The 25243-nt window shown below is 67.4% G+C and carries 28 protein-coding genes; 17 read left to right on the top strand and 11 right to left on the bottom strand.

Features of this window, described 5'->3' with window-relative positions:
• The first annotated feature begins 105 nt into the window (after positions 1–105).
• Positions 106–1200: an S-(hydroxymethyl)mycothiol dehydrogenase gene (locus ACFVWG_RS23425; protein WP_391545499.1), complete on the top strand. Its 1095-nt coding sequence runs from the start codon at positions 106–108 to the stop codon at positions 1198–1200.
• Here the strand turns inward: ACFVWG_RS23425 and ACFVWG_RS23430 are convergent.
• From ACFVWG_RS23430 to ACFVWG_RS23450, 5 genes are all read right to left on the bottom strand, one after another.
• On the bottom strand, positions 1197–1691 hold the full coding sequence (locus ACFVWG_RS23430) for a GNAT family N-acetyltransferase (RefSeq protein ID WP_391545501.1): 495 nt from the start codon (positions 1689–1691) through the stop codon (positions 1197–1199). The two genes, ACFVWG_RS23425 and ACFVWG_RS23430, sit on opposite strands and share 4 nt — an antisense overlap.
• Before the next feature lie 94 nt (positions 1692–1785).
• Positions 1786–2181 carry a Fur family transcriptional regulator gene (locus ACFVWG_RS23435; RefSeq protein ID WP_391545502.1) on the bottom strand — a complete coding sequence of 132 codons (396 nt, stop codon included), beginning with the start codon at positions 2179–2181 and terminating at the stop codon, positions 1786–1788.
• 96 nt (positions 2182–2277) lie between these two features.
• On the bottom strand, positions 2278–3282 hold the full coding sequence (locus ACFVWG_RS23440) for a metal ABC transporter permease (protein ID WP_391545503.1): 1005 nt from the start codon (positions 3280–3282) through the stop codon (positions 2278–2280).
• The gene (locus ACFVWG_RS23445; RefSeq protein WP_391545504.1) at positions 3279–4052 is read right to left on the bottom strand and encodes a metal ABC transporter ATP-binding protein; all 774 of its coding nucleotides are present in this window, start codon (positions 4050–4052) and stop codon (positions 3279–3281) included. The genes ACFVWG_RS23440 and ACFVWG_RS23445 overlap by 4 nt, the downstream gene beginning before the upstream one ends.
• Complete coding sequence (locus ACFVWG_RS23450; RefSeq protein WP_391545505.1) at positions 4049–4996, bottom strand: metal ABC transporter substrate-binding protein; 948 nt, start codon at positions 4994–4996, stop codon at positions 4049–4051. Before ACFVWG_RS23450 ends, ACFVWG_RS23445 begins: the two co-directional genes overlap by 4 nt.
• A 53-nt stretch (positions 4997–5049) precedes the next feature.
• Here ACFVWG_RS23450 and ACFVWG_RS23455 point away from each other — a divergent pair, with 53 nt between their 5' ends.
• Positions 5050–6333: a YibE/F family protein gene (locus ACFVWG_RS23455; RefSeq protein ID WP_391545506.1), complete on the top strand. Its 1284-nt coding sequence runs from the start codon at positions 5050–5052 to the stop codon at positions 6331–6333.
• Positions 6334–6506: 173 nt separating this feature from the next.
• Complete coding sequence (gene eboE, locus ACFVWG_RS23460) at positions 6507–7661, top strand: metabolite traffic protein EboE (RefSeq protein ID WP_391545507.1); 1155 nt, start codon at positions 6507–6509, stop codon at positions 7659–7661.
• On the opposite strand, the gene ACFVWG_RS23465 is transcribed toward eboE, so the two are convergent.
• Positions 7627–8523, bottom strand: coding sequence for a LysR family transcriptional regulator (locus ACFVWG_RS23465; RefSeq protein WP_391545508.1), 897 nt, complete (start codon positions 8521–8523; stop codon positions 7627–7629). The genes eboE and ACFVWG_RS23465 overlap by 35 nt on opposite strands.
• A 74-nt stretch (positions 8524–8597) precedes the next feature.
• Here ACFVWG_RS23465 and ACFVWG_RS23470 point away from each other — a divergent pair, with 74 nt between their 5' ends.
• The gene (locus tag ACFVWG_RS23470) at positions 8598–9008 is read left to right on the top strand and encodes a carboxymuconolactone decarboxylase family protein (protein WP_391545509.1); all 411 of its coding nucleotides are present in this window, start codon (positions 8598–8600) and stop codon (positions 9006–9008) included.
• Here the strand turns inward: ACFVWG_RS23470 and ACFVWG_RS23475 are convergent.
• The gene (locus ACFVWG_RS23475; protein WP_391545510.1) at positions 8974–10188 is read right to left on the bottom strand and encodes an FAD-dependent monooxygenase; all 1215 of its coding nucleotides are present in this window, start codon (positions 10186–10188) and stop codon (positions 8974–8976) included. The genes ACFVWG_RS23470 and ACFVWG_RS23475 overlap by 35 nt on opposite strands.
• A gap of 71 nt (positions 10189–10259) precedes the next feature.
• Here ACFVWG_RS23475 and ACFVWG_RS23480 point away from each other — a divergent pair, with 71 nt between their 5' ends.
• Positions 10260–10802, top strand: coding sequence for a TetR/AcrR family transcriptional regulator (locus ACFVWG_RS23480; protein WP_391545511.1), 543 nt, complete (start codon positions 10260–10262; stop codon positions 10800–10802).
• Positions 10803–10857: 55 nt separating this feature from the next.
• Here the strand turns inward: ACFVWG_RS23480 and ACFVWG_RS23485 are convergent, their stop codons facing one another.
• On the bottom strand, positions 10858–11790 hold the full coding sequence (locus tag ACFVWG_RS23485) for a hypothetical protein (RefSeq protein ID WP_391545512.1): 933 nt from the start codon (positions 11788–11790) through the stop codon (positions 10858–10860).
• A 116-nt stretch (positions 11791–11906) separates the two neighbouring features.
• A complete protein-coding gene (locus tag ACFVWG_RS23490) occupies positions 11907–12902 on the bottom strand; it encodes a LacI family DNA-binding transcriptional regulator (protein ID WP_391545513.1) in 996 nt (331 codons plus the stop codon).
• 132 nt (positions 12903–13034) lie between these two features.
• Here ACFVWG_RS23490 and ACFVWG_RS23495 point away from each other — a divergent pair, with 132 nt between their 5' ends.
• From ACFVWG_RS23495 to manD, 7 genes are all read left to right on the top strand, one after another.
• Positions 13035–14777 (top strand): discoidin domain-containing protein, encoded by a 1743-nt coding sequence (locus tag ACFVWG_RS23495; protein WP_391545514.1) that lies wholly within the window; start codon positions 13035–13037, stop codon positions 14775–14777.
• Between the two features lie 13 nt (positions 14778–14790).
• Entirely contained in the window at positions 14791–16023 is a 1233-nt protein-coding gene (locus ACFVWG_RS23500; protein WP_391545515.1) for a DUF1996 domain-containing protein, read from the top strand.
• The gene (locus ACFVWG_RS23505) at positions 16020–16574 is read left to right on the top strand and encodes a DUF305 domain-containing protein (RefSeq protein WP_391545516.1); all 555 of its coding nucleotides are present in this window, start codon (positions 16020–16022) and stop codon (positions 16572–16574) included. The genes ACFVWG_RS23500 and ACFVWG_RS23505 overlap by 4 nt, the downstream gene beginning before the upstream one ends.
• Positions 16575–16811: 237 nt before the next feature.
• Positions 16812–17576 carry a FadR/GntR family transcriptional regulator gene (locus ACFVWG_RS23510; RefSeq protein WP_391545517.1) on the top strand — a complete coding sequence of 255 codons (765 nt, stop codon included), beginning with the start codon at positions 16812–16814 and terminating at the stop codon, positions 17574–17576.
• A 395-nt stretch (positions 17577–17971) separates the two neighbouring features.
• Complete coding sequence (locus ACFVWG_RS23515; protein WP_391545518.1) at positions 17972–18142, top strand: hypothetical protein; 171 nt, start codon at positions 17972–17974, stop codon at positions 18140–18142.
• Positions 18139–18303: a hypothetical protein gene (locus ACFVWG_RS23520; RefSeq protein ID WP_391545519.1), complete on the top strand. Its 165-nt coding sequence runs from the start codon at positions 18139–18141 to the stop codon at positions 18301–18303. The genes ACFVWG_RS23515 and ACFVWG_RS23520 overlap by 4 nt, the downstream gene beginning before the upstream one ends.
• A 4-nt stretch (positions 18304–18307) precedes the next feature.
• A complete protein-coding gene (gene manD, locus ACFVWG_RS23525; RefSeq protein WP_391545520.1) occupies positions 18308–19513 on the top strand; it encodes a D-mannonate dehydratase ManD in 1206 nt (401 codons plus the stop codon).
• 4 nt (positions 19514–19517) lie between these two features.
• Here manD and ACFVWG_RS23530 read toward each other — a convergent pair whose 3' ends face one another.
• On the bottom strand, positions 19518–19826 hold the full coding sequence (locus ACFVWG_RS23530) for a DUF6703 family protein (RefSeq protein WP_391545521.1): 309 nt from the start codon (positions 19824–19826) through the stop codon (positions 19518–19520).
• A 59-nt stretch (positions 19827–19885) separates the two neighbouring features.
• Here ACFVWG_RS23530 and ACFVWG_RS23535 point away from each other — a divergent pair, with 59 nt between their 5' ends.
• The 5 genes from ACFVWG_RS23535 (at position 19886) to dusB (ending at position 24325) form a co-directional block, all read left to right on the top strand.
• Positions 19886–20725, top strand: coding sequence for a PhzF family phenazine biosynthesis protein (locus tag ACFVWG_RS23535; RefSeq protein ID WP_391545522.1), 840 nt, complete (start codon positions 19886–19888; stop codon positions 20723–20725).
• A gap of 5 nt (positions 20726–20730) precedes the next feature.
• Complete coding sequence (locus tag ACFVWG_RS23540) at positions 20731–21033, top strand: antibiotic biosynthesis monooxygenase family protein (protein ID WP_391545523.1); 303 nt, start codon at positions 20731–20733, stop codon at positions 21031–21033.
• A gap of 93 nt (positions 21034–21126) precedes the next feature.
• On the top strand, positions 21127–22512 hold the full coding sequence (locus tag ACFVWG_RS23545) for a glycine--tRNA ligase (protein WP_391545524.1): 1386 nt from the start codon (positions 21127–21129) through the stop codon (positions 22510–22512).
• 1 nt (position 22513) lies between these two features.
• A complete protein-coding gene (locus ACFVWG_RS23550; protein ID WP_391545525.1) occupies positions 22514–23200 on the top strand; it encodes a hypothetical protein in 687 nt (228 codons plus the stop codon).
• A gap of 3 nt (positions 23201–23203) precedes the next feature.
• Complete coding sequence (gene dusB, locus ACFVWG_RS23555) at positions 23204–24325, top strand: tRNA dihydrouridine synthase DusB (protein ID WP_391545526.1); 1122 nt, start codon at positions 23204–23206, stop codon at positions 24323–24325.
• Here the strand turns inward: dusB and ACFVWG_RS23560 are convergent.
• Positions 24322–25116 carry a phosphotransferase family protein gene (locus ACFVWG_RS23560; RefSeq protein ID WP_391545527.1) on the bottom strand — a complete coding sequence of 265 codons (795 nt, stop codon included), beginning with the start codon at positions 25114–25116 and terminating at the stop codon, positions 24322–24324. The two genes, dusB and ACFVWG_RS23560, sit on opposite strands and share 4 nt — an antisense overlap.
• Between the last annotated feature and the right edge of the window lie 127 nt (positions 25117–25243).

A 25243-nucleotide genomic window follows, 5' to 3' on the forward strand; every position in this document is an offset into this window, starting at 1 on the left:
GTCACCCGGCGGACCCTCTGTCCCCCGACCGGTGGACACGATGCGGAAAAGTCGCCACGCCCGGAGGTGCTGACGGGGACGGGGTCCGGCGGTTAGCGTCGGGGCATGGGACAGACGGTGCGTGGTGTGGTGGCGGCGGCCAAGGGTGCGCCGGTGACGATCGAAGAGATCACCATCCCGGATCCCGGTCCAGGGGAGGCGGTGGTGCAGATCCAGGCGTGCGGGGTCTGCCATACCGACCTGCACTATCGCGAAGGCGGCATCAACGACGACTTTCCCTTCCTGCTCGGGCATGAGGCGGCCGGGATCGTCGAGAGTGTCGGCGACGGCGTCACTGACGTGCAGCCCGGCGACTTCGTCGTACTGAACTGGCGGGCGGTCTGCGGCAGCTGCCGCGCCTGCCTGCGCGGTCGCCCCTGGTACTGCTTCAACACCCACAACGCCAAGCAGAAGATGGCGCTCAAGGACGGCACCGAGCTGAGTCCCGCGCTCGGCATCGGCGCCTTCGCCGAGAAGACCCTGGTCGCCGCCGGTCAATGCACCAAGGTGGACCCGGCCGCCAAGGCCGAGGTCGCGGGGTTGCTCGGCTGCGGCGTGATGGCCGGCCTCGGCGCCGCCATCAACACCGGGAATGTCGGCCGCGGTGACACCGTCGCCGTGATCGGTTCCGGCGGAGTCGGTACGGCGGCCGTCGTCGGCGCGCGGTTGGCCGGGGCCGCGAGGGTGATCGCGATCGACCTCGACGAGCGCAAGCTCGCGACGGCCCGGGAGCTCGGCGCGACCCACGCGATCAACTCCAAGGGCCTGGACCACGACGGTGTGGTCGAGGCGATCCAGGAGCTGACCGGTGGGTTCGGCGCCGACGTGGTGATCGATGCCGTCGGCCGCCCCGAGACCTGGAAGCAGGCGTTCTACGGCCGCGACCTGGCCGGCACGGTCGTCCTCGTCGGCGTACCGACGCCGGACATGCGCCTCGACATGCCGCTGCTCGACTTCTTCGGCCGCGGCGGTTCGCTCAAGTCCAGCTGGTACGGCGACTGCCTGCCGAGCCGCGATTTCCCGCTGCTGATCGACCTGCACCTGCAAGGCCGGCTACCGCTCGACCGCTTCGTCTCCGAAACTATCGCCCTCGAAGACGTCGAAGCCGCCTTCACCAAGATGCACCACGGCGATGTGCTCCGGTCGGTCGTTCTCTTCTAAACCGTAAAGCTGATCCAGGTGTCCGGCGGTGCGTCGGGCCGGCCCTTGATCGGTCGGTGTTCCTCGGTCCACGCATCGCCTGACATCGCCTCGGCGACTCGACGCCAGAAGCTCACCGCGGTCTCGTTGTTGTCCTGAAACGCGACCTCGCACGGACCCGGGTGGTGCGCAAGCACGTCTTGGACCGCGCGCAGCCCGTGTCCGCCGCGGCGCATCGGACGCACGATAAAGAAGCTGTTCAGCACCCGCACCGGCTGCTGCAGTGCGCGCATCAGGCAGTACCCCACTGGGTGTTCACCACTGTGGAAGATGTACCCCGCCCACTCCGGGTCCCCGGTCAGCGCCGACTCCAACCAGTCGCTCCGGTAGCTCCCGTCGGCAGCCGGCAACTGCCCTTGGAACTCCGACAGGTCGTGCCGGAACATCAGATACAGCCGCTCCATCACCACTCGGTCGTCGGCATCAAAGCGCCGTACCACCAGGTCACTCATAGCTCTCCTCAGCAGGCTCGGAACGCAGAAAAGCCTCCCGCCGGAATCGTCCGGTACGGAAGGCTTACTGCGGACAGCTTATCAACCCAGTGGGTCAGGTCACCTTCTGGCAGTCGGAGCAGGTGCCGAAGATCTCCAGGGTGTGGCTGATGTCGGCGTAGCCGTGCTCGGCCGCGACCTTGTCCGCCCAGCGCTCGACGGCCGGTCCTTCGACCTCGACGGTCCGCCCGCAGCTGCGGCAGACCAGGTGGTGATGGTGACCCTTCGAGCAACGCCGGTACGCCGTCTCTCCGTCGGCCGTCCGCAGGACGTCGACCTCGCGGGAATCGGCCAGCGCCTGCAGTGTCCGGTACACGGTGGTGAGCCCGACGGCCTCCCCGTCCGTGCGGAGCTGCGCGTGGATCTCCTGGGCAGTCCGGAAGTCGTCCAGCGTGTCGAGCGCCAAAGCGACCGCAGCGCGCTGACGGGTCGAGCGTGTTCCGATAGCCACCGTTCCTCCTGTCCTCACCGGCTTTTCCGCGGCAACGCCAGCAATTGTCTCAGAACTCAGCAAATCAGTGCTCATCCCAGTGATCGCAGCGTGCCACTAGTGCTCATCCCAGTGGTCTCCGTGCGCGGCGTGCAGGTGTCCGTCGTGGACGTAGTCGACGTGGTCACCGTGTTCGACCTTCTTGTGACTGCACTCCTCGCCGTGCGCGTGCGGGTGCCCAGCGCTGACGACGTGCGGCAACGGACCCGGTACGCCGACCTCCGGCTCTTCGTCGTCGAGGGGTGCAATGCGGCCGGAGCGGCGCCGCAGCAGGGTCCCGATGGTCGCGGCCACCACGAACCCGGCCAGCGCCAGTACGACGATGGTCGCTCCCGGAGCGACGTTCGCGTTGTACGACGTGATGATGCCCGCCAGACACGCGGTCACACCGATCGCGCACGCGGTCACGAACGTACTGCGGAAGGACCGCGTGATCTGTTGTGCGGTCGCCACCGGTACCACCATCAGCGCGCTGACCAGCAGTAGACCGACAGTCCGCATCGCCACGGTCACCGTTACCGCAGCCATCACGGCGATCAGCAGGTTCAGCAGCTGGACCCGCAGCCCGGTGACTCGGGCGAACTCCTCGTCCTGACACACCGCGAACAGCTGCGGCCCCAGCCCGATCGCGATCACCAGGACAGTCACGGCCAGCCCGACAACGACGTACAGGTCGCTGGTGGAGACGGTGGTGAGTGAGCCGAACAGATAGGTGTTCAGGGTGGCGGCGCCTTGACCAGCTAGGCCGATCAGCAACACACCGCCCGCGATACCGCCGTAGAAGAGCAGCGCGAGCGCCACATCGCCGGACGCCTTCCCGCGGGCGCGGACGAACTCGATCGCGGTCGCACCGACGATCGAAACGATGATCGCGGTCAGCACCGGCGCCGTACCGGTCAGCAGCCCCAGAGCGACACCGGTGATCGCGATGTGGCCGATCCCGTCACCCATCAGCGACAGCCGTCGCTGCACCAGGTACGTGCCGATGGCCGGCGCGGACAGCCCGGTCAGCAGGCCCGCGATCAACGCGCGCTGCATGAACTCCAGCTGGAACATAGTCATGAGGTCAGCCAGCCTGGTTCGTCGTCACTGTGCGAATGATGGACGTGGGCGCTGGTCTGCGAGGCGTGCGGGGGACCGTCGTACACGATCCGGCCGCGGCGCAGGATGACCGAGCGGTCGATCAACGCGTCCATCGGGCCGAGGTCGTGGCTGACCATCACCACGGTCGTGCCGCGCTTGACCCGTTCGCGGATCGCGTCGGCGAAGATCGCCTGACTGGCCAGGTCGACCCCGGCCGTCGGCTCGTCGAGGATGAGCAGCTCGGGATCGGAGACCAGAGCGCGCGCGATCAGCACGCGCTGCTGCTGACCACCGGACAGCTCGGCGACCGCGTCCTTGCGCCGGTCGGCCATGTCCACGACCCGCAGCGCGTCCTCGATCGCATCCTTCCCGGCTGCGCTCAGCGGCGCGAACAACCGCCGCCGCGACAACAGCCCGGACGACACCACTTCATACACCGTCGCCGGTACGCCGCCCGCTGCGGTGATCCGCTGCGGTACGTATCCGATCCGCTTCCACGCGCGGAACCGGGGGACCGGCGTACCGAACAACCGGACCTCTCCACGCGCAGCCGGCAGCAGACCGACGACGGTCTTGATCAGGGTGGACTTGCCGGAGCCGTTGGTCCCCAGTACGGCGACCACCTCGCCCTGGCGGATCTGGAGATCGACGCCCCGCAACACCAGGCGGCCGCCCAGGTCGACCGAGAGATCGGTGACCTGGACGGCTTTCGCGGCGGTGTCTGGTTCCGCGTTCTTGGGTGCTGTCACGCGCAGGAGTTCGCCTTCCGGAGCTCTTGGAGGTTCTCCCGCATCAGGCTCAGGTAGGTCTCGGAGGAGTTGGCGTCCGACAGGCCCTCGATCGGGCTCAGTACGGCGGTCTTGACGCCGACGTCGCGCGCGATCGTCTCGGCCACCTTCGGGCTGACCAGCTCCTCGTAGAAGATCGTGGTGACGTGCTGCGACTTCACGATCTTCTGCACCTCCTCGATGCGGGTCGGGGTCGGCTCGGCATCCGGGGTGAATCCGGCGATCCCGACCATCGTCAGACCGTACCGCTTCGCGAGGTAGGCGAACGCCTCGTGACTCGTCACGAACGTCTTCAGTTTGCAGTTCGCCAGCCCGGTCTTGTACTCGGTGTCGAGCTTGCCGAGCTCACCCAGCAGCGTCTTGGCGCGGGCCTTGTAGCCGTCCGCGTTGGCGCTGTCGGCCGCGGCCAGCTTGTCGGTGACCGCGTTCACGACCGCGGTGTAGCGGATCGGGTCGAGCCAGAAGTGCGGGTCGAGCGCGCCGTCGGTGTGCGAGGCCGGCTTGATCGCGCCCTCCTCGTGCTCCTCGAAGTCCGCGCCGGTGGCCTCCAGCTGAGCAGCCGGAGCGACGTCGAACCCGGCGTCCTTCGCGTTCTGCTCGACGGCCTCGTCGACGGCCGGCTGCAGGCTCTTCTCGTAGACGACCAGCTTCGCGGTCGCGATCTGGCCGACCTGCTTCGGCGTCAGCTCGAGATCGTGCGGTTCCACACCCGGTGCGGTCAGTGTGGTGACATTGACCGCGTCACCCCCCACTGTGCGGGCGATGAACTCGAGCGGGTAGAACGAAGCCACGACGTCGAGCTTGCCACCGGAGCCACCGGCGGACGGCGACCCGCCGCATCCGGCCAGGGCGACGGCCGCCAGGACGGCGGCACCGGCAACGACAGCGCGAGCACTAGATCTCATGACAATCATTTTCATTTAAGTGGAGATGATTGTCAAAACAGGGAGTTCAACCGATGAGCAGCCGACCCGTGGGGCGCCGCCGCGCCGAACGCCGGGGGACCCGTCGACGTACCCTCGAAACCCCGTCAGGACACGGCCACGGGCATGGTCACGGCCATGGCGATCACGTCGTCGACACCTCGGTCGTGGACCAGGACGCGATCGTCGCCCGCCGGGTCCGGATCGTGGTCGCGGCAGTCCTCGCGCCGCTCATCACGGCCGCGGTGATCGCGATGATCGTGATGTGGCCGGGCGGCGGCGTGAAGGTCGCGTCGTACCAGACGGAAACGGCCCGCGGTGAGGTCATCAAGCTCGCGCCCTGTCCGGACAAGCGCGACCAGTGCGATCTCGCCACGATCAAGTTGTCGACCGGCCCGGACAAGGGCAAGGAAGCGCCGGTCCAGGTGCCGCAGGCGGGCAAGGTCCCGATCGCGGTCGAGGTCGGTCAGTCGCTCATGCTCGGCGTCCAGAGCGACGCGAAGGACATCGCCAGTCGCTATCAGTACGTCGATCATGACCGCACCAAGCCGTTGTTGATCCTGGCCCTGGTGTTCGCGGCCGCGGTGGTCGCGCTGTCCCGGTGGAGGGGTTTCGCGGCGCTGATCGCGCTGGCGGTGACCGCGGTGATGCTGACGCAGTTCATCCTGCCGGCGATCCTGAAGGGTTCGAATCCGCTGCTGGTGGCGGTGGTCGGCGGCACGGTGATCATGGCGATAGCGCTCTTCCTGACCCATGGGATCAACGCCGAGAGTTCGATCGCGTTGTCCGGGACGATCGCCGCGCTCGGGATGACCGTCGTCCTGGGGTGGTTCTTCACCAAGTTCTGTCAGCTGACCGGGCTCGCGTCGGATGGTGCGTCGGCGGCCAAGCAGTTCGCGCCGAACCTGAGCCTGACCGGGCTACTGGTCGCCGGCATGGTGATCGGTGCGCTGGGTGTGCTCGACGATGTCACGGTCACCCAGGCTGCCGCGGTCTGGGAGTTGTCGGCCGCCAATCCGTCCGCGTCCCGCGCTGAACTGATCAGCGCCGGGCTCCGGATCGGCCGGACTCACGTCGCCTCGGTCGTGAATACGCTGGTTCTCGCGTACGCCGGTGCTGCGATGCCGGTGCTGATCACCTTCGCGATCCAGGGGCTGCCCGGGCAGTACGTGCTGTCGACCGAGATGGTCGCGATGGAGGTCGTGCGCGGCCTGGTCGGCAGCCTCGGGATCATCGCCGCCGTACCGCTCACCACGACGCTGGCCGCCCTCGCGGTGGCCGACCGCAGCCGGGACCTGGTCAGCGCCCAGCAACCGTGACAGCAACAACTGACAACAACTGAAAATCAGCCCTTCCCCCAGGCGGCCCAGCCTCCTACAGTGCAATTAGGTCACGGAGAGTCCGCCAATGACTACCTTCTGTGGCCAATGTCCTGGGTTCGGCCTTAGCCGACCTCCTGACTCAGGACAGTCATACGGGGTGAGGAGCGCTGATGAGATTCCGCCATCGGGACGGATCGACCGTCCATCTGGGGTACTCCGCCACTGTTCTGCCTGCCACCGACCTGGATGAGCTGATCAAGTGGCTGGACGGCTGCGCGGGCGTCGCCCGGGCCGAGCTCGGCGTGCCGACGCTCGGCATCGGGCTGTGGCTGGTGAGTCCGCTCGCGGACCGGCTGGCCAACTCGCCGGTCGCGCTGCGCAAGCTGCAGCGGGCGCTGGCCAAGCAGCAGTTGGAGGTCGTTTCGCTGAACGGCGTCGCCCACTCGGCGTTCGTCGACAAGGTCGTCGGGTCCAAGGTCTACTGCCCGGACTGGACCGACATCGAGCGCCTTCGCTACACGGTCGACCTGGTCGACATCCTGGCGGAGCTGATGCCGCCGGACGCGTCGTACGGGTCGATCTCGACGCTGCCGTTGGCCTGGCGTGAGCCGTGGTCGAAGCAGCGCAACGAGGCGACGCGGGTGGCTTTCGATCGGCTGGAATTCCACCTCGACCGGACTGAACGCCGTACCGGCCGTCGGATCCGGATCGCGGTCGAACCCGAGCCTGGATGCGTGCTGGAGATGGTCGGGCAGGCGGCGGGCTGGCTGAGTAAGTACGTCAGTCCGGACGCCGGTAAGTCGCGGATCGGGCTCGGGCTGGACACGTGCCATCTCGCGGTCCAGTTCGAGGAGCCTGCGCCGGCGTTCGAAACGCTCTGGCGTGCTGGTGTGGATGTGGTGAAGGGTCAGTTGTCGGTGGCGCCGCAGTTGGTCGACCCATCTGATGGATTGGGTCGGCAGGTGCTGAGCGGCCTGAGCGATCCGAAGTTTCTGCGGCAGGTGCGCGAGTGGTGTGGGCCTGGCGTCGACGACGTCGATCTGGCCTACCAGTTGTCCGGTCACGCCTGCTGGCGGATGCATGCGCACATTGCTGCCCATGAGCCGCCGCCTCCGCCGCTGACCGCGACTACCGCCGTACTGGATGAGTGTCTGAATCGGTTGGTCGGCGGCGGGCATCCGATGACGCACCATCTGGAGTCGGAGACCTATACGTGGACGCGCCAGCCGCGGACCCGGGCGCAGCTCGCGAAGCGGATCGTGGGGGAGTTGCAGTGGCTCCGGGATCGCCTTACTGGACTGGGTTTGCGGGAGATCCTGAACTAGCTACCTCAAGGAATTGCTCAACTAGCGGATTGGGGTTGTCGCGGCGCCAGACCAGGTACATGCGTGTCGACGTGCCCTGGATCGTTCGCGGTACGACGCCGTACCGGCCGAGCGCGCGGAAGGAGTCGGCCAGGATCGCGGCGCCGAACCCCGCCGAGGCGAGGGCGAGCAGGGTCTGCACGGTGCGTGCCTCGGCGCCGAGCACCGGGGTCGCGTCGGCGGTCCGGAAGATCGTCATGATCTCGTCGTAGGACTGCGATGACTCCTCCCGCGGCCAGATCACCAGCGGTACCTGGCCGAGCTCGGCGGGCTGGAGTTCGCCGGTGGACTTGGCCAGCGCGTGGCCGGCCGGGAGGAAGGCGGTCATCGGCTCGTGCCACCACAAGCGAGTGACGAGCTGTACGTCGGCGGTGGGGAGCCGCTGGACGGCGATGTCGGCCTCCCCATCGAGTACGGCGGATGACATCGCGGCGTCGTTGAAACTCTCGTCCAGGCCGAGGGTGACGTCAGGGAGGGCCGCGCGGAAGGCGGCGAGCGCGCCTGCCAGCGGGCCGTTGATGCCGGAGCCGGCGAAGGTCAGCCTGAGTCGGCCGCGGCGACCGGCGGCGATGTCGCGGACCTGCTGCTCGGCGGCGGCTGCGTTGGCCAGTAGGACTCTGGATCGCTCGACGAGCGCTGCGCCCGCAGCCGTCGGTACGGTCCGGCGGTTCTCGCGGGTGAAGAGCTTGGCGCCGAGCCGACGCTCCAGGTCACGCAATTGCCGGCTCAACGTGGGCTGGGTGATGTGGAGCGCATCGGCGGCCTGGGCGACCGAACCGGCATCAGCCACGGCAACGACGTACGAGAGTAAACGCAGTTCCATCTATGCCTTCCGGGCATGTCGAGTGAGCCTAAGACTGCCTTGAAGGCTACTCGATCCGCGACCATGATCTTCGTATGACCAACAACGCCACCACTCGCCAGCAGCAGTTCGACCACGGCATGACCGTCCTGGACGCCGTTGATGGCAAGAGCGGCCAGCGCGTGATCGACGCCCTGGCCGACGTCTCACCGGAACTCGGCCACCAGGTCGTCGCCTGGGCCTTCGGCCAGATGTACACGCGCACCGAGCTCACCCCGCGCGACCGCCAGCTCGTCACGCTCGGCATCCTGACCGCCCTCGGCGGCTGCGAACCGCAGCTCGACGTCCACGTCAACGCCTCACTGAACGTCGGTCTCACTCGCTCAGAGATCGTCGAGGCTTTGCTGCACGCGTCCGTCTACTGCGGAATGCCGCGCGCGCTCAACGCCACGTTCGCCGCCAAGAAGGTCTTCATCGAGCGCGGCCTGATCCCTGAAGCTGCCTAGAGTAATCAGGCAGCGGAGTGGAGCCGAGCGCCTTGCCGACCGCGTTCTGCGACCAGATGAACCGCTGGATCGGAGTCGGCAATCTCGGTACGACGGCCGCGGCCAGCGGGATCAGCCGGAGTGCGGCCGGTCCTCCCGGGATGATCGAGCCCATCACCTTCGGGCCGATTGCCCGGCTCCGATCGACCATCTGCCGGACCTTCGTCTCGTAGCTGCGCAATCCAGCCGGACCGTTCGTGGCGAGCTCGCCGGCGAGGATGTACGCCGTAGCGATAGCGAGGCTGGTTCCGCCGCCAACGGCGGGAGCGGGGCAGTAGCCGGCGTCACCGACGAGGCCGATCCGGCCGCGCTGCCAGGTGTCGAGGGTGATCTGGGCGATGGCGTCGAAGTAGAAGTCGTCGGCGGCCTCGAGGTGCTCGAGCAGTTGCGGTACGCGCCAGCCGTAGTCATGAAACTCCCTTGCCAATAAGCGTTTCTGTTGTGTTTTGTCGCGGTAGTCGTACTCGAGCTCGGCCGCGGTCCGGAACATGAAGGCCGCGCGGGACTGCCCGGTCTGGCGGACGCCGTACGTGGCGACGAGCCGATTGACCGACTGATGCGTGACCATGCCGGTGCCGAGATCCGGCGTTGAATAGACGGCCAGATAACCCCCGAGGTGGCGTCGCATCGACTCCTCGGGTCCGAAGGTCAGCCGGCGCACATTCGAGTGCATGCCGTCGGCGCCGATCACCAGGTCGAACCGTTGCGGCTTCGCGTGCTCGAACGTCACGTCGACCCCGGCGCCGTCATCGGTGAGGCTGGTGATCGAGTCGTCGAAGAGGTAGTTCGTTGCTTTGGCGGTGGCGGCGGACAGGATCCGGGTCAGCTCGCCGCGGAGGATCTCCACGTGCTGATCCGACATCCCGGCGTACAGGCGTCTGAGGTCGACGTGCACCGGACGGCCGCCGGTGCGCTCGATCGTCAGCTCCTCGATCATCGTCCGGGCGGCGACGATCTCGTCCAACAAACCCATCTGCTGTACGACGTCCGCCGCGTGCCCGAACAGGTCGACGGCATGCCCGCCGAGCCCGTGCCGCAGCGCCGGCGTGCGCTCGACGACGGTCGTCGCGAACCTGTACCGGTCCAGCCAGTAGGCGAGCACCGGCCCGGCCACACTGGCGCCGGAGATCAGAACTCTCATGGTCTGCCCCCCTGTTTACTTAACGGAAGGTAAGCAGCTTACTGAACGGAAGGTCAGTTACGCTAGGGGTTATGCCGAGACTGCGCACGGACGACCCGAAGGCCCGGATCCAGCAGGTCGCGGTCGAGCTGTTCGCCGAGCGTGGCGTGCAGCAGACCAGCCTGCGCGACATCGCCGAGCGCCTCGGCGTCACCAAGCCCGCGCTCTACTACCACTTCGCCTCCCGCGAGGACCTCCTGCGCAGTCTCGTCCAGCCGCTCATCGACGACTTCGACGCCTACGTCGCCGCCCAGGAAGCCGCCGCCCCGGTCGCCCCGCACGATCTGCTGACGTCGTACTTCGACCTCGCCCACAAGCACCGCTGGCTGATCCAGATCGTCATCCGCGACCTCGCGGTCCTCACCGAACTAGAACTCGCCAGCCGCTTCCTGCAATGGCGAGCCCGCCTCACCGAACTCCTCATCGGCCCCGCCCCCACTCTCGACGCCAAAGTCCGCGCCATGGTCGCCCTAGGCGGCCTCTCCGACTCCGCCGTCATGTTCGACAACGAACCCCTGGACCAACTCCGAGCCGCCGCCATATCCGCCGCCTCCGACTGCCTCGGCCCAGCATGAGCCGTCTGTGTGGAACAAAATGTGCGTTCCGCGACAAGGAAGTTCCACATAAGGGTTAGCGCACCGGGCACGAAGGGCCGCAGGGCTTGGCGGTGGGGACGGGCTTGGTGCGGCGGAGGATCTGGAGAGCCTGTACGGCGGCCTCGCACGGCCGGTTGGTGATGTCGAACCAGCCGTAGCGAAGGGTTGCTTCGGCCCGGAGTGTCGCCCGGTTGTCCCTGTCGAGGTCTCGCCAGCGCTGACGCGGAACGAGGTGGAGACGACCGTCCAGCTCGACCGCCAGCGTGAACCCGTCGTCCACCGCGCGTTGCCGCCGCCCCGTCGGCAAGCCGTGCCGACGCTCGACGTCTTGCAGATACCGAAGTTCGAGTAACGAGTGCGAACCGGCGGCAACGTCGTTCAGGATCGGGAGCAGTGCATGCCGGTGCCGAAGACGGGAACGGTCGGTCAACGCCCGCAGGATCTGCGCAGGGCTCACCCGGCCGGTCTGGCAAGCTTGCGCGATCGTCGCAGCGGCCTCGTCCGTCGAGTGGGCAAGACCGACGATATCCAGTACGGCGTCCGCGGGCTTGCGGCGAGGCGGAACGACTGTGGCCCGGCGACTGGCCCAATGCTCGTCGCGATAGATGACGATTCCGGGCTGCGGCTTGACCCTGCGTCGCTTCGGGATGGCGATGTAGATGGGCCGGCTGGTGTCGGGTTTCAGCAGTCCGAGTTGCTCGGCGGCGGTGTAGTGACTCCACGCGGCTTCGGGGCCGGCGTACAGGAGTGCGGCGAGGCGACGTTCGTCGTACCCGACGGGACCGGTATGCGTCGCATAGACGCCGGGGTGAACAGCTTGCCAGCGGCGGTTGCGTAGCCCGCGGCTGATCCGCGGATCGGACCACCCGGCAGCCCGCAGTTGGGCCCGCGCAACGATCCGGCCCTGGTTGTGGATCAGCGCGTCGATCCCGTCGTCCTCAAGCTGACGCTGCCACCACCAATCCATCGCTCAAGCGTGACGGATTTCGCGCACTCCCGCCGGAGGCCCTGTGGACAACTGTCGATTCGCGAGGTCTGTGGAACAAAATGTGCGCTCCACGACAAGAAGTTTCCACAAAGGCGTCAGGCTGATTCGCGGATGACCAGTTGGGTGGGGAGGGTGACTGGATCGGCGGTGCCTTGGGTGAGGAGGTTGAGGAGGAGCTGGGTGGTGTGGACTGCTTGGTCGGTCATGGGGGAGCGGATGGTGGTGAGGGCGGGGGAGGTGTAGAGGGCGGCTTCGATGTCGTCGAAGCCGATGACGGCGACGTCGTCGGGGACGCGGCGGCCGGCTTGGCGCAGGGTGCGGAGGGCGCCGATCGCCATCAGGTCGTTGGCGGCGAAGACGGCGTCCAGGTCGGGGTCGTCGTCGAGGAGCTGGCGCATCGACTCGGCGCCGGAGATGCGGGTGAAGTCGCCGAGGGCAACGATCGAGCGTCGGCCGGTGTCCTTGAGGGCTTCCCGGTACGCCGCTAGTCGCTCCTGCGCGGCGGTCATGTCGAGCGGACCGGAGATGGTGGCGATCCGGCGCCGGCCTTGGGCGAGTAGGTGCTGGACGGCCTGGGTGGCGCCGCCGTGGTTGTCGTTGTCGACCCATGGCATCAGGCCGGGGGTGGCGAGGCGGCCGTGCGAGACGATCGGGAGGCCGGTCCGCGACAGTACGGCGGGGAGTGGGTCGGAACCGTCCATCGAGACCAGGATCGCGCCGTCGACGTGACCGGCCGCGAGCGACTTCTCGACTCGGAGGCGGCTCTCGTCGGAGCCGGCCAGCATCAGGGAGACCTGCTTGCCCGCGCGCTCCAGCTCGCGGCTCGCGGCGCGGACGACCATCGCGAACATCGGGTCGTCGGAGACGAGACCGGCCGGGGGATCGGAGACGATGATCGCGATCGTGTTGGTTCGCTGGGTGACCAGGTTGCGGGCGGCGCCGTTCGGGACGTAGCCGAGCTCGGCCACCGCGGCCATGACGATGTCCCGGATCGCGGGCGCGACCGTCGGCTCCCCGTTGATGACGCGGGACACGCTCGACTTCGACACCCCGGCCCGGGCCGCCACGGCATGCAAGGTCGGCCGTCTCATTGTCTGAGGATGGCACGGTTCCGGAACCTGTCAACCCTTGACACCGTTCCCTCACGGGCACAGTCTCCCTCTCAGGGAACGTTCCCTGAAGTGCCCCTGATGTGCATCATCCGACTGCCCCCGGAGACGCCCATGCCACATCTCACCCGCCCCAGAACCCGCTCCAGAATCCGACCCAGAATTGCGGCTGCCCTCGCCGCTCTCTCCCTCCTGATCGGCACTCTCGTCGCGCTCCCCGCGCGCGCCGCCGACGTACTGCTGTCCCAAGGCAAGACCGCCACCGCCTCCTCCTCCGAGAACGTCGTCTTCGGCGCCGCCTCGGCCGTCGACGGCGACCCCGGCACCCGCTGGTCGAGTGCGTTCGGCGACCCGCAGTGGCTGCAGGTCGACCTCGGTACCTCGGCCACCATCAGCCAGGTGCAGCTCTCCTGGGAGGCGGCGTACGCGACCGCTTTCCAGATCCAGATCTCCGCCGACGCGTCCAACTGGACGACCGTCAACACCACCACGAATGGTGCCGGAGGCAACCAAACTCTCAACGTCAGTGGTACCGGTCGCTACGTCCGCCTGGTGGGCACGCAGCGAGCGACGCAGTGGGGTTACTCGCTGTGGGAGTTCAAGGTCTTCGGCGCTGGTGGTACCGGCCCTGGCCTCAGCTCCGGTCTGCTGTCCTACAACAAGCCGGGCTTCGCATCCACGCAGCAGAGTGACGGCAACTGCTTCGAGTGCACGCCGGCCCGCGCGTTCGACCTCGACCCGGCCAGCCGCTGGGCGACCGCGACCGACTCCGGCTGGGTCGACCCGGGATGGATCTACGTCGACCTCGGTGCGACCGCGCAGATCGACAAGGTCGTCCTGCAATGGGATCCGGCCTCGGCGAAGTCCTACCAGCTGCAGGTTTCCAACGACGCGACCAACTGGACCACGATCTACTCGACCACCACCGGCCCCGGCTTCAAGCAGACGCTGACCGTGTCCGGCAGCGGCCGCTACGTCCGGATGTACGGTACGCAGCGCAACTCGCCGTACGGGTATTCGCTGTGGGAGTTCCAGGTCTACGGCACCGGGGGAGCGCCGAACACGCCGCCGACCCCGCCGGCCGATCCGGCGAACCCGCCGCAGCTGATCTGGCAGGACAACTTCGACACCCCGGCCGGCGCCAAGCCGGACGCGGCGAAGTGGCGCGCCGACCCCGGCATCGGCCAGAACAACGAGCTGCAGGTCTACACCAACAACGACAACATCCAGACCGACGGTCAAGGCCATCTGGTGATCGAGGCCCGTCGTCAGGAAACCCCCGGTACGGCGTGCCCGATCGACCCCGTCAGCGGTAAGGGGACGTGCCAGTACACGTCGGGCCGGATCAACACCGGCACGAAGTTCGACACGACGTACGGCAAGGTCGAGGCGCGGATCAAGGTGCCGAAGGGCAATGGTCTGTGGCCCGCGTTCTGGATGATGGGGAGCGACTTCCTCACCGGCCGGCCATGGCCGTACAACGGCGAGATCGACATCATGGAGATCCTCGGCCGCGAGACCACCAAGGGCTACTCGACGCTGCACGCCCCGGCCTACAACGGCGCCGGCGGGTACGGCGGTTCGTACGGCCTACCGGGTGGTGCGGACTTCGCCGACGACTTCCACACCTGGACGATGCTCTGGAACTCCACCGGCATCACTTACCAGGTCGACGGCACCACGGTGTTCACGGTCGACAAGGCTCAACTCGAAGCGACACGCGGGCCGTGGATCTATGACCACCCGTTCTACCTGATCCTGAACCTGGCTGTGGGCGGCGACTTCCCCGGTCCGCCGAACGCTGCCACGCCGTTCCCGTCCCGGATGCTCGTCGACTACGTCCGCGTCTACCACTGAGAGGAGTCCGCTGATGAGAAGAGCTCTACTGACTGTGCTCGCCGTACTCGGCGCCTTCCTGGTGACGTCGGGCAACGCACAAGCCGCTGAAACCCTTTTGTCCCAAGGGCGTCCAGCCCTCGCCTCGTCGGTCGAAAACGCCGGTACGCCGGCTGCCGCGGCCGTCGACGGTGACAACGGAACCCGCTGGGCGAGCACCTTCGCCGACAACCAGTGGCTGCGGGTCGACCTCGGGTCCACCCAGTCGTTCAGCCGCGTGCTGCTGCGCTGGGAGGCGGCGTACGCCCGCGGCTTCCAGATCCAGACGTCCGACACCGGCAACGAATGGACCACCGTCCAGACGACCACCAACGGCACCGGTGGTGAGCAGAGCCTCGCAGTGACCGGCTCCGGCCGCTATGTCCGAGTCCTGGTCACCGAGCGCGCAACCCAGTGGGGAGCGTCGCTCTGGGAGTTCCAGGTGTACGGCGGAACCGCTGGTGGGCCGATCGTCCGGGTCGCGGAGTTCCTCGCGGACTGCGCGTATACGCACCGGCTGCCGGACGACCCGATCGTGTTCCCGAACATGCCGGGTGCATCGCACATGCACAGCTTCTTCGGTGCCACGGTGACGAACGCGAACACAACCGTGGACGACCTCGCCACTTCACCAACCAGTTGCAACCCGTCGGTCGACAGGTCGTCGTACTGGGTGCCGACGTTCTACTCGAACAACCAGCCGGTCGAGCCCACGGGTACGACGTTCTACTACCTGGGTGAAGGCGTTCGCGATGATGTCATCGCGCGCACCCAGCCGTTGCCTTACGGGCTGCGGATCGTGGCCGGCAACGCGAAAGCCACCGGGCCGAACGACAACACCATCTCGCGGTGGTCATGTCTGCACGCCGGCGACGCGGGCGCCGGTCATGACTTCATCAACTGTCCGGCCGGGTCGATGCTGGAGTCGTACCTCGACTTCCCGCAATGCTGGAACGGCCGCGACCTCGACTCACCGGATCACAAGAGCCACATGGCTTATCCGGTGAACGGCGACTGCCCGGCGACGCATCCGATCCCGGTACCGAAACTGCGGCAGGTACTGCGCTACCCGGTGAACGGCCCGACCGCGGGCTTCCGGTTGGCGAGTGGTGGTGGGTTCACCATGCACGGCGACTTCTTCAACGCCTGGCCGGTGGACGAGATGGCTCGCCGCGTCAACGACTGCATCCGCCCGATCATCAAGTGCGGGGCGGACGGTCACCCGTGAGGCAGTTCCTTCTACTGGCGTTGGTCGCCGGAGTACTCGGAGGGTGTGGTGCTCAGCCCCAGCCACAACCCCCAGCTCCGGCGGCCTCCGTCGCCCCTGTCGCCTCCGTCGACCCGGCGTTCAACCCCACGGACGCCGCCTGGCTCGGACTGATGATCCCGATGGACGAACAGTTCCTCAAGATCCTCGCCTTCGCGCCAGCGAACTCCGCAGACCCCGCCGTACGGCGATTGGCCGCGAACCTGACCGTCAGCCACCAGGCGGAGCTCAAGCAACTGATCGCCTTACGCGACCGCGCCCACCTACCCACCGAAAACGCCCACTTCGGCCATGACATGCCCGGGATGATGACCGAGGACGAGGTGGCCGCGCTGCAGAAGCTGCGCGGCCCCGCCTTCGACAAGGTCCTCCGCCGCGAGGTCAAAGACCACCTCGACCAGTCCGCCCTCGTCACCCGCAGCGTAAAAGCCGCCGGCCAGGAAGCTGGGGTGAAGCAGCTCGCAACCACCATCGAGAAAACCCGCGCGGCGCAGGCCGCCGGCCTGGGGTAGCTGACCGCCGCACTCGATTGAACGAGCTTGGGGCGGTCCGGCGCCGCACTTGATTGAACGAGCTTGGGGCGGTCCGGCGTGGCGGTTGGTTGGCGTGCTCGGGGTGGTCCGGCGTGGCGGTTGGTTTGAGCGGTTGTTGGGTGCGGCGGAGGGGGGCGAATATCGAGGGTGTTGTTTGGCGGGTTTGGGGTGATCGCGCGCAGCAGCTTGGGAGCGCAGGTGAGGTAGCTTCGTGCTGTGCCAGCTGCCACCTTCGAACCGCCTGCCCACCGGGGTCTGCTCACCGAGAGCATCGCCCGGCGGCTGCAGAACGAGATCCGCTCCGGCGCGATCCCGGTCGGCGCGAAGTTGCCGTCGGAGCGCGAGCTCGCCGTACAGTTCGGCGCGAGTCGCAATGTCCTGCGCGAGGTACTCCGCCGCCTCGAAGCCCAGCACCTGATCGAGGTCGCGCCCGGCCGAGGCTCCTTCGTCATCGACCAGTCGACCGCCGACGCGCGCAGCTACGACGCCCTCTACCGCGCCGGCCGCCCCACCGTCCGCCAACTGATCGAGGCCCGCATCCCGATCGAGGTCGAGATCGTCGGCCTCGCCACCTCACGCGCCACCGACGTACAGATCGAAGCGATGCGAACCGCCAACGCCGCGATGATCGCCGCCACCGACCCAGTCGTGAAGGCCCGCGCCGACCTCGAGTTCCACGACACGATCGCGGCCGCCGCCGGCAACCCGGTCCTCCGCATCATGCTCTCGTCCATCGGCGGCATGATGTTCGAGATGATGCTCCGCTCCAATTCGGACCCCTCCATCGCCGAACCCGGCGTCCCGCACCACCCCGAGATCCTCGAAGCCATCACCGCCCGCGACACCGACCGCGCCCGCCACCACATGCGCGAACACCTGTCGCTGGCCCTCCGCACCTACGGCCCCGACCTAGACCTGAGCCTCGACGTCATGGCCGCCAACCACATAGAAACCCTCCTCCACCGCCGCTCCACCCCCTAACCCCCTCCCGCCCCGGCCACCACTAGTGGCAGGAGACAAGAAGTGGTGGCCCGAGACCTGTGGCCAGAGGTATCCGGCCCCCACAAGCTGTCTCCGGCCCCCGGTTCTCCGCGGTCCCACCAGCCCCCGCGCATTTCAGAGGGTATCCACTGAAGTTGCTGGTTCTCCCCTCAGATTTTGAGGGGAGAAGGGGCAAGTTCAGGGGAGATCCGGTCAAATTGCCCTGGGGTGGTGAGGGCCGGTACGGCGAGGCGGCGGTGAGGTTGACGAGATGGCTGCAGCCCGGGGTGGGAGGTGCTGTTACGGTCCGGCTGGTAGTACCAGTTGGACCGGGAGGTGGTTGGGCGTGGATCGGGTGATCAGTCGGCGGGCGGTCGGGCGGCTAGGGGCGGGGGTTGCGGGCGGGTCGCGTTGCCGCTCGCGGCACCCGGTACGGCGACTGCCGCCGCTCGCGGCACCCGCTACGGCGACTGCCGCCGCTCGCGGCACCCGGTACGGCGACTGCCGCCGTACTGGCGTTCGTCGCGAGCCGGAACAACTTCATGCTCGCGATGAGCACACGATGACCGTGCCGGTCGCGTTGTTCTCGTTCATTTCGTACGCCGGAACGGACTGGGGTGGCCTGATGGCGGCCTCGACCGTGATGACCGTTCCGGTCGTCGTGGTCGCCGTACTGGCGCAGAAACATCTCGTTGCCGGCCTCACCGCCGGCGCCACGAAAGGCTAACCAGATGAAGATCGTCGACGCGTCCGTCGTCGTCACCAGTCCGGGCCGCAACTTCGTCACGTTGCGGATCACCACCGACGACGGCGTGACCGGGCTGGGCGACGCGACGCTCAACGGTCGCGAGCTCGCCGTGGTCAGCTACCTGCGCGATCACGTTGCACCGCTGCTGATCGGCCTCGATCCGCACAAGATCGAGGACACCTGGCAGTCGCTCTACCGCGGGGCGTACTGGCGGCGCGGCCCGATCACGATGGCGGCGATCGCTGCCGTGGACGTGGCGTTGTGGGACATCAAGGCCAAGGTGGCGAACCTGCCGCTCTACCAGTTGCTCGGTGGCGCGAGCCGTGATCGCGTCCGCACGTATGGTCACGCGAACGGTCGTGATCTGCCCGAGCTGTTCGACTCGGTGCGGGAGCGGATGGCGCAGGGATACCAGTCGATCCGGATCCAGACCGGCGTACCGGGGTTGAAACGCGTGTACGGCGTTCATGGCGAACCCGAGGTGAGTCCGGACGGGCACCCGCGGCCGCTCGTCGAGGACTGGGACACGGGCGCATACCTGCGACACATGCCGTCTGTGTTCGAGGCCGTGCGGAACGAGTTCGGTCCCGACCTGCCGCTGCTGCACGACTCGCACCACCGGCTGACACCGCAGCAGGCGGCCCGGCTGGGTAAGGATCTCGAGCCGTACGACCTGTTCTGGCTGGAGGACTGCACGCCGGCCGAGAACCAGGAGGGCCTGCGGCTGGTCCGCAGTCACACCACGACCCCGCTCGCGATCGGCGAGGTCTTCAACACCGTGTTCGATTTCCGCACGCTCGTCAACGAGCAGTTGATCGACTACGTCCGTGCCGCGGTTACACACTTCGGTGGCGTTTCACCCCTGAAGAAGCTGTTCGACTTCGCGGCGCAGCAACAGATCAAGAGCGCGATTCACGGACCGGAAGACATTTCGCCGGTTGGCATGGCGGCCGCGATCCACCTCGACCTGGCGATTCATAACTTCGGTATCCAGGAGTACGCCGGATACACATCCGCGACCGAGGACGTGTTCCGGCACGCGTTCACATTCGTGGACGGGCACCTGCACCCCGGAGACGCGCCGGGCATCGGCGTGGAACTGGACGACGAACTGGCCGCCGCCCACCCCTACGCACCGGCCTACCTACCGGTCAACCGGCTCGCGGACGGCACCGTCCACGACTGGTGAGCGCTTAGGCTCCCGCGATCCGGGAGACGGCGAACAGCAGGATCACCAGGATCGAGAAGATCCGCAGGAACTTCGGGCCGGTCGTGACGGCCGGCCAGGACAGGAACGCCAGCCAGCCGAGCACCATGGCCAGCAGGATCAGGGCCGGTACGGCGACCGGGACCGGAGCGAAGACTCCGACCAGCGCCAGGACACCGGTGATGATCGGCAGGGTCAGCTTCGGCATCCCGTGCAGCCGCGCGACGTACGGGTAACTGATCTTGGTGATCCGCTGCCGGAGCGGGCTCACCGGCTGACTGCTGGGGGAACTCATAGACCCATTGTTCCAGGTCACCGGAGTACTGCGGTCGGGCGGACAGGTTTGATGAGGACATGACACGTGGTGAAGTGCGGTTGCTGCGAGTGTTTCCGGAGCGGCCGGGCGGTGGAAACCCGGCGCCGATCGTCGCCGATGCCGACGGGATGTCCGATGCCGAGATGCAAGCCGTCGCGCGGGCATACGGCCATGAGAGCGGCTTCGTCATCGGTACGCCGGAAGGCTTCGACCTCGGACTGCGGTTCTGGGTGCCGAACCACGAGATGGAGATGTGTGGTCACGCCACAGTCGGTGCCGTCTGGCTGCTCGACCGCCTGGGCCGGTTGCCGCGCGACGAGGTGAAGGTGTGGACCCGCAGCGGCCCGGTCACCGCCAGAGTGAGCGGCCCCACCGAGAGCCGCCTGGTCGAGGTCACGCAGGACGAAGGCGTGGTCGAGCCAGTCTCGGACGACGGAGTGGCCGCCGTACTGGACGTCTTAGGCCTGTCCGCAGAGCAATTGGCGGCTGCTCCGGTGCGGAATGCGCGCACGAGTCGGGTGAAGACGCTGGTACCGCTCAGAAGCATGGAGATCCTCGACGGGCTGCGGCCGGACTTCAGCCGGGTCGAGGAGGTTTGTGAACGGATCGGGTCGACCGGGCTCTACCCGTACGCCGTTGAGTCCGCCGCCGGACAGGTGTTCCGGGCGCGGCAGTTCCCGCGGTCGTCGGGCTACCCCGAAGATGCGGCCACCGGGATCGCGGCGGCAGCGTTGTGTTTCGGGCTGCGGGAGAACGGCTGGGTGGGCGACGGGCCGATCCGGGTCAAGCAGGGGCAGGCGATGGGGAGTCCTTCGGAGATCCTGTTGCGGTTCCGAGTGGGTGGGATCTGGCTGGGCGGGCGCGTGCACGTAGGGTGACGCGGGTGTTCGTCGTGATCAGGTTCCGGGTTCCGGAGACCGAGCAGGTGGAGTTCGCAGTCCGGCTGGACGCGGCCGTTGAGGTGCTGAGCCGGCAGAAGGGGTTCGTGGCGGCCCGGACCGGGCGGAACGTCGACGACCCGGAGCTGCTCGCGCTGAACCTGGAGTTCGTGAACGTCGGGAGTTACCGGCGCGCGCTCTCGCCGTACGAGGTGAAGCTGACCGCCGTACCGCTGCTGTCGCAGGCAATCGACGAGCCCACCGCCTACGAGGACCTGGCCGTGGACCGGACCGGATTGCTGCCGTAGCAGTCAGCATGCGCTGAATGCGACTTTGGCCACCCAGGACCGATAGCCTGGTCCTTTCCGTACCCGACCTGTGCCCGTTTCTGGAGTTCAAAAGTGCCCGTGGAAACCGTCGATGCCGTCGTCAGCCTCAGCAAGCGCAGAGGCTTCGTGTACCCCTGCGGCGAGATCTACGGTGGAACCAAGTCGGCCTGGGACTACGGTCCGCTCGGCGTCGAGCTGAAGAACAACGTCCGGACCCAGTGGTGGCGGTCGATGGTGACGAGCCGCGACGACATCGTCGGGCTGGACTCCTCGGTGATCCTGCCGACCAAGGTCTGGGAGGCGTCGGGTCACCTGCAGGAGTTCGTCGACCCGCTGACCGAGTGCCAGTCGTGCCACAAGCGGTTCCGTGACGACCACCTGCGCGAGGACTACGCCCGGCGCAAGAACAAGGACCCCGAGACCGTCGAGCTGGCCGAGATCGCCTGCCCGAACTGCGGGAACAAGGGCACCTTCACCGCGCCGCGGATGTTCAACGGACTGCTGAAGACCTACCTCGGCCCGGTCGAGTCCGAGGAGGGCCTGCACTACCTGCGCCCGGAGACCGCCCAGGGCATCTTCGTGAACTTCGCCAACGTGATGGGCACCGCGCGGAAGAAGCCGCCGTTCGGGATCGCCCAGATCGGCAAGAGCTTCCGCAACGAGATCACGCCGGGCAACTTCATCTTCCGGACCCGCGAGTTCGAGCAGATGGAGATGGAGTTCTTCGTCGCCCCGGGCGCCGACGAGGAGTGGCACGAGTACTGGCTGAAGGCGCGCTGGGACTGGTACACCGGCCTCGGGCTGAACCCGGACAACATGCGGTTCTACGAGCACCCGAAGGAGAAGCTGAGCCACTACTCGAAGCGCACCGTCGACATCGAGTACCGGTTCAACTTCGGCGGCAAGGAGTTCGACGAGCTCGAGGGCATCGCGAACCGCACCGACTTCGACCTGTCCACGCACTCGAAGCACTCCGGCGCCGACCTGTCGTACTTCGACCAGGAGAAGGGCGAGCGCTGGACGCCGTACGTGATCGAGCCGGCGGCCGGCCTGACCCGCAACGTGCTCGCGTTCCTGCTCGACGCCTACACCGAGGACGAGGCGCCGAACGCGAAGGGCGGCGTCGACAAGCGGACGGTCCTGCGCTTCGACCCGCGGATCGCACCGGTCAAGGCCGCTGTGCTGCCGCTGTCGCGTAACACCGATCTGTCGCCGAAGGCTCGCGATCTGGCCACCGAACTGCGGAAGAACTGGAACGTCGATTTCGACGACGCCGGTGCGATCGGTCGCCGGTACCGCCGCCAGGACGAGATCGGTACGCCGTACTGCATCACCGTCGACTTCGACACGCTCGAGGATCACGCGGTCACGATCCGCGAGCGCGACTCGATGAAGCAGGAGCGGGTCGCCCTGAGCGAGGTCACCGGGTACCTGGCCCAGGCGCTGGTGGGTTGCTGACATGAAGGTAATGGGCGAGCGCCTGCGGTTCGGGCTGGCCGTTTTCGGAGTGTCGGCGCTGGCCGTCTTCCTGCTGGCCGCCTGCTCCGACACCGATCCCAAGGCGGGCTCGAACCCGTCAACGCCGAACAGCTCCGGTCCTTCGGCGCCGTCGTCGGCGCCGATCCCGACCGCGTCGACGCCGACCCTGAAGCCGCTGCCGACGCCCTCCAAGCCGTACCCGGCCCCGGTTGTCACGGGTGCGCCGGCCGACGACGCCCCGCTGGCCAACCGGATCCGCTTCGCGATCGCCAAGCAGACCCAGGTCACCGCGGGCAAGGCGGCGAAGACCACCGTCAACTGCCCGGGCCTCGACGACGCGGACAAGCCCGGGAAGCACACGCTGAAGTGCACCGTCACGTACGCCGGTCAGTCGTTCACCGGCACGTTGACCGTCGACGCCGAGCCGTACAACGCGTCGTACAAGTTCACCTCCGAACAAGTTGCCGTGGTCAAGGAAAAGGTCGTCGACGCTGTCCTGCGCGCGGTGCCGGACGCCTCGAAGATCACCTGCACGATGAATCCGGTCGCCGTCGTACCATCGAGTGGTGACGGCATCCGCTGCGATGTCACCACGACGGCCAACGCGGTCGTACCCCACAACGCCCGAATCTCCGGCGACGGCAAGATCCTCGTCGCAAAGGCCTAACTGATGCTCAAGCTTGGCAATCTGACCATCGATACGCCCGTGGTGCTCGCGCCTATGGCCGGGATCACCAACGCGGCGTACCGGCGGTTGTGCGCTGAGCAGGGTGCCGGGCTGTACGTCTGCGAGATGATCACGTCGCGCGGAATCGTCGAGGGCGACCCGAAGTCGCTGGACATGCTCACGTTCGACGAGCGCGAGACGGTTCGGTCGGTGCAGCTGTACGGCGTCGATCCGGTCTACATCGGCAAGGCCGTCCAACTGCTCTGCGACCAGTACGGCGTCGCCCACATCGACCTGAATTTCGGCTGCCCGGTCCCGAAGGTCACTCGCAAGGGTGGGGGCGGGGCGCTGCCGTGGAAGCGCAATCTGCTCGGCGCGATCCTGAAATCGGCGGTCCAGGCGGCGACGCCGTACGGGATCCCGGTGACGATGAAGACCCGGATCGGGATCGACAGCGACCACCAGACCTATCTCGACGCCGGCCGGATCGCCGAGGAGTCGGGTGCGGCGGCCATCGGGCTGCACGGGCGGACGGTGGCACAGGCGTACTCGGGTCAGGCGGACTGGACGAAGATCGCCGAGCTGGTCGAGCACGTGAACATTCCGGTCCTCGGCAACGGCGACATCTGGGAGGCCGGTGACGCGCTCCGGATGGTCGCCGAGACCGGCTGCGCGGGCGTGATCGTCGGCCGCGGTTGCCTCGGACGGCCGTGGTTGTTCCGCGATCTCGCAGTGGCGTTCGCCGGTGGCGAGACGCTCAACCTGCCGAACCTCGGTGAGGTCGCGACCGTCATGCGCCGGCATGGCGAGCTGCTCGCCGGCCTGATGGGGGAGCAGCGCGGTCTGCGCGACTTCCGCAAGCACGTGCCCTGGTACCTCAAGGGTTTCCCGGCCGGTGGCGAGCTGCGCGCAGCCCTCGGCATGGTCGACACGCTCGCCCGCCTGGACGAGCTGCTCGGTCAGCTCGATCCGACCGTCCCGTTTCCGACCGCGGAGCTGGGTGCTCCGCGTGGCCGCCAGGGCAGCCCGCGCGAGCGCGTCATCCTCCCGCACGGCTGGCTGGACAACACCGACGGCCTCACCGACGACCTGGCCGACGCCGAGATCGGCGTATCCGGCGGCTAAATCCCGCTGAGTTCGGCGTGCAGCCGCGCTGTGAACTCCGCACGCTGGGCGTCGCCGTTGGGGAGTTGGTCGCCTAGCTCCCACCGCCAGGCGATGACGATTGCGAGCATCAGCAGTCGGCACTGCCGCACCAGTTCCCGATCGATTCCGGGGTAGTGGTCGGCGAGCTCTTCCGGCGCATGTGTGACATCGAACTCGACCGGCCCACGGCACATTGTCTCCCAGTCGATGAACAGCGGGCCGTCCGTCGTACTGAGCAGGTTCCCCGGATGCGGTTCGCCGTGCAGCAGTTGCTCCGGGGCACCCGCCGCCAGGACTGCCCGGCTGGCTTTGGTCAGCGTCGTGACCAGAAACTCACGATCGGCCTCAGACGCGTCCGGCGAGAGCGCCGGATTCGCCAGCACATACGTCGCTTCCACCACCCGATCCATGAAATGCGGCACCGGTACGTCGACCTCGCGCAGCCCCTCGTGGAGTCGGTACAACGCGACGGCGAACTCGTCCGGCGGGATCGGCGCCTGCGGTGCGTAGTACCGCCAGAAGCAGACCGAAATACCGTCCTGCTCGTAGACCTTCGGATCAGCCGGCGCGACCGCCGGATACCCAGCATCCGCGAGCCGCCGGCCAAGCTCCAGTTCCCGCTCGAACCCATGCTCATCCGCCAACGCGACCCGCGCGACGACGTCCTGGGGCAGCAATCGCAGAACCACCTTGTTCGATGCGTTGAGCACGATCGCCTCATCCGCCGACAAGATCGCCTTGGCCGCAGCTACCGCCGGTTCGACATCCACCGCCCGACCGTATCCGCCCCTCCACCAGCCGAGCGACCCGTTAAATCCCCAACCGCCGTACCAACCAACGGGTAGTGGTAGACCGATCGACGATCCGCTGAGCCTGCGCAGCGTCCCAAACTCCTGC

This window comes from Kribbella sp. NPDC058245, from assembly GCF_042882005.1.
GTDB lineage: Bacteria > Actinomycetota > Actinomycetes > Propionibacteriales > Kribbellaceae > Kribbella.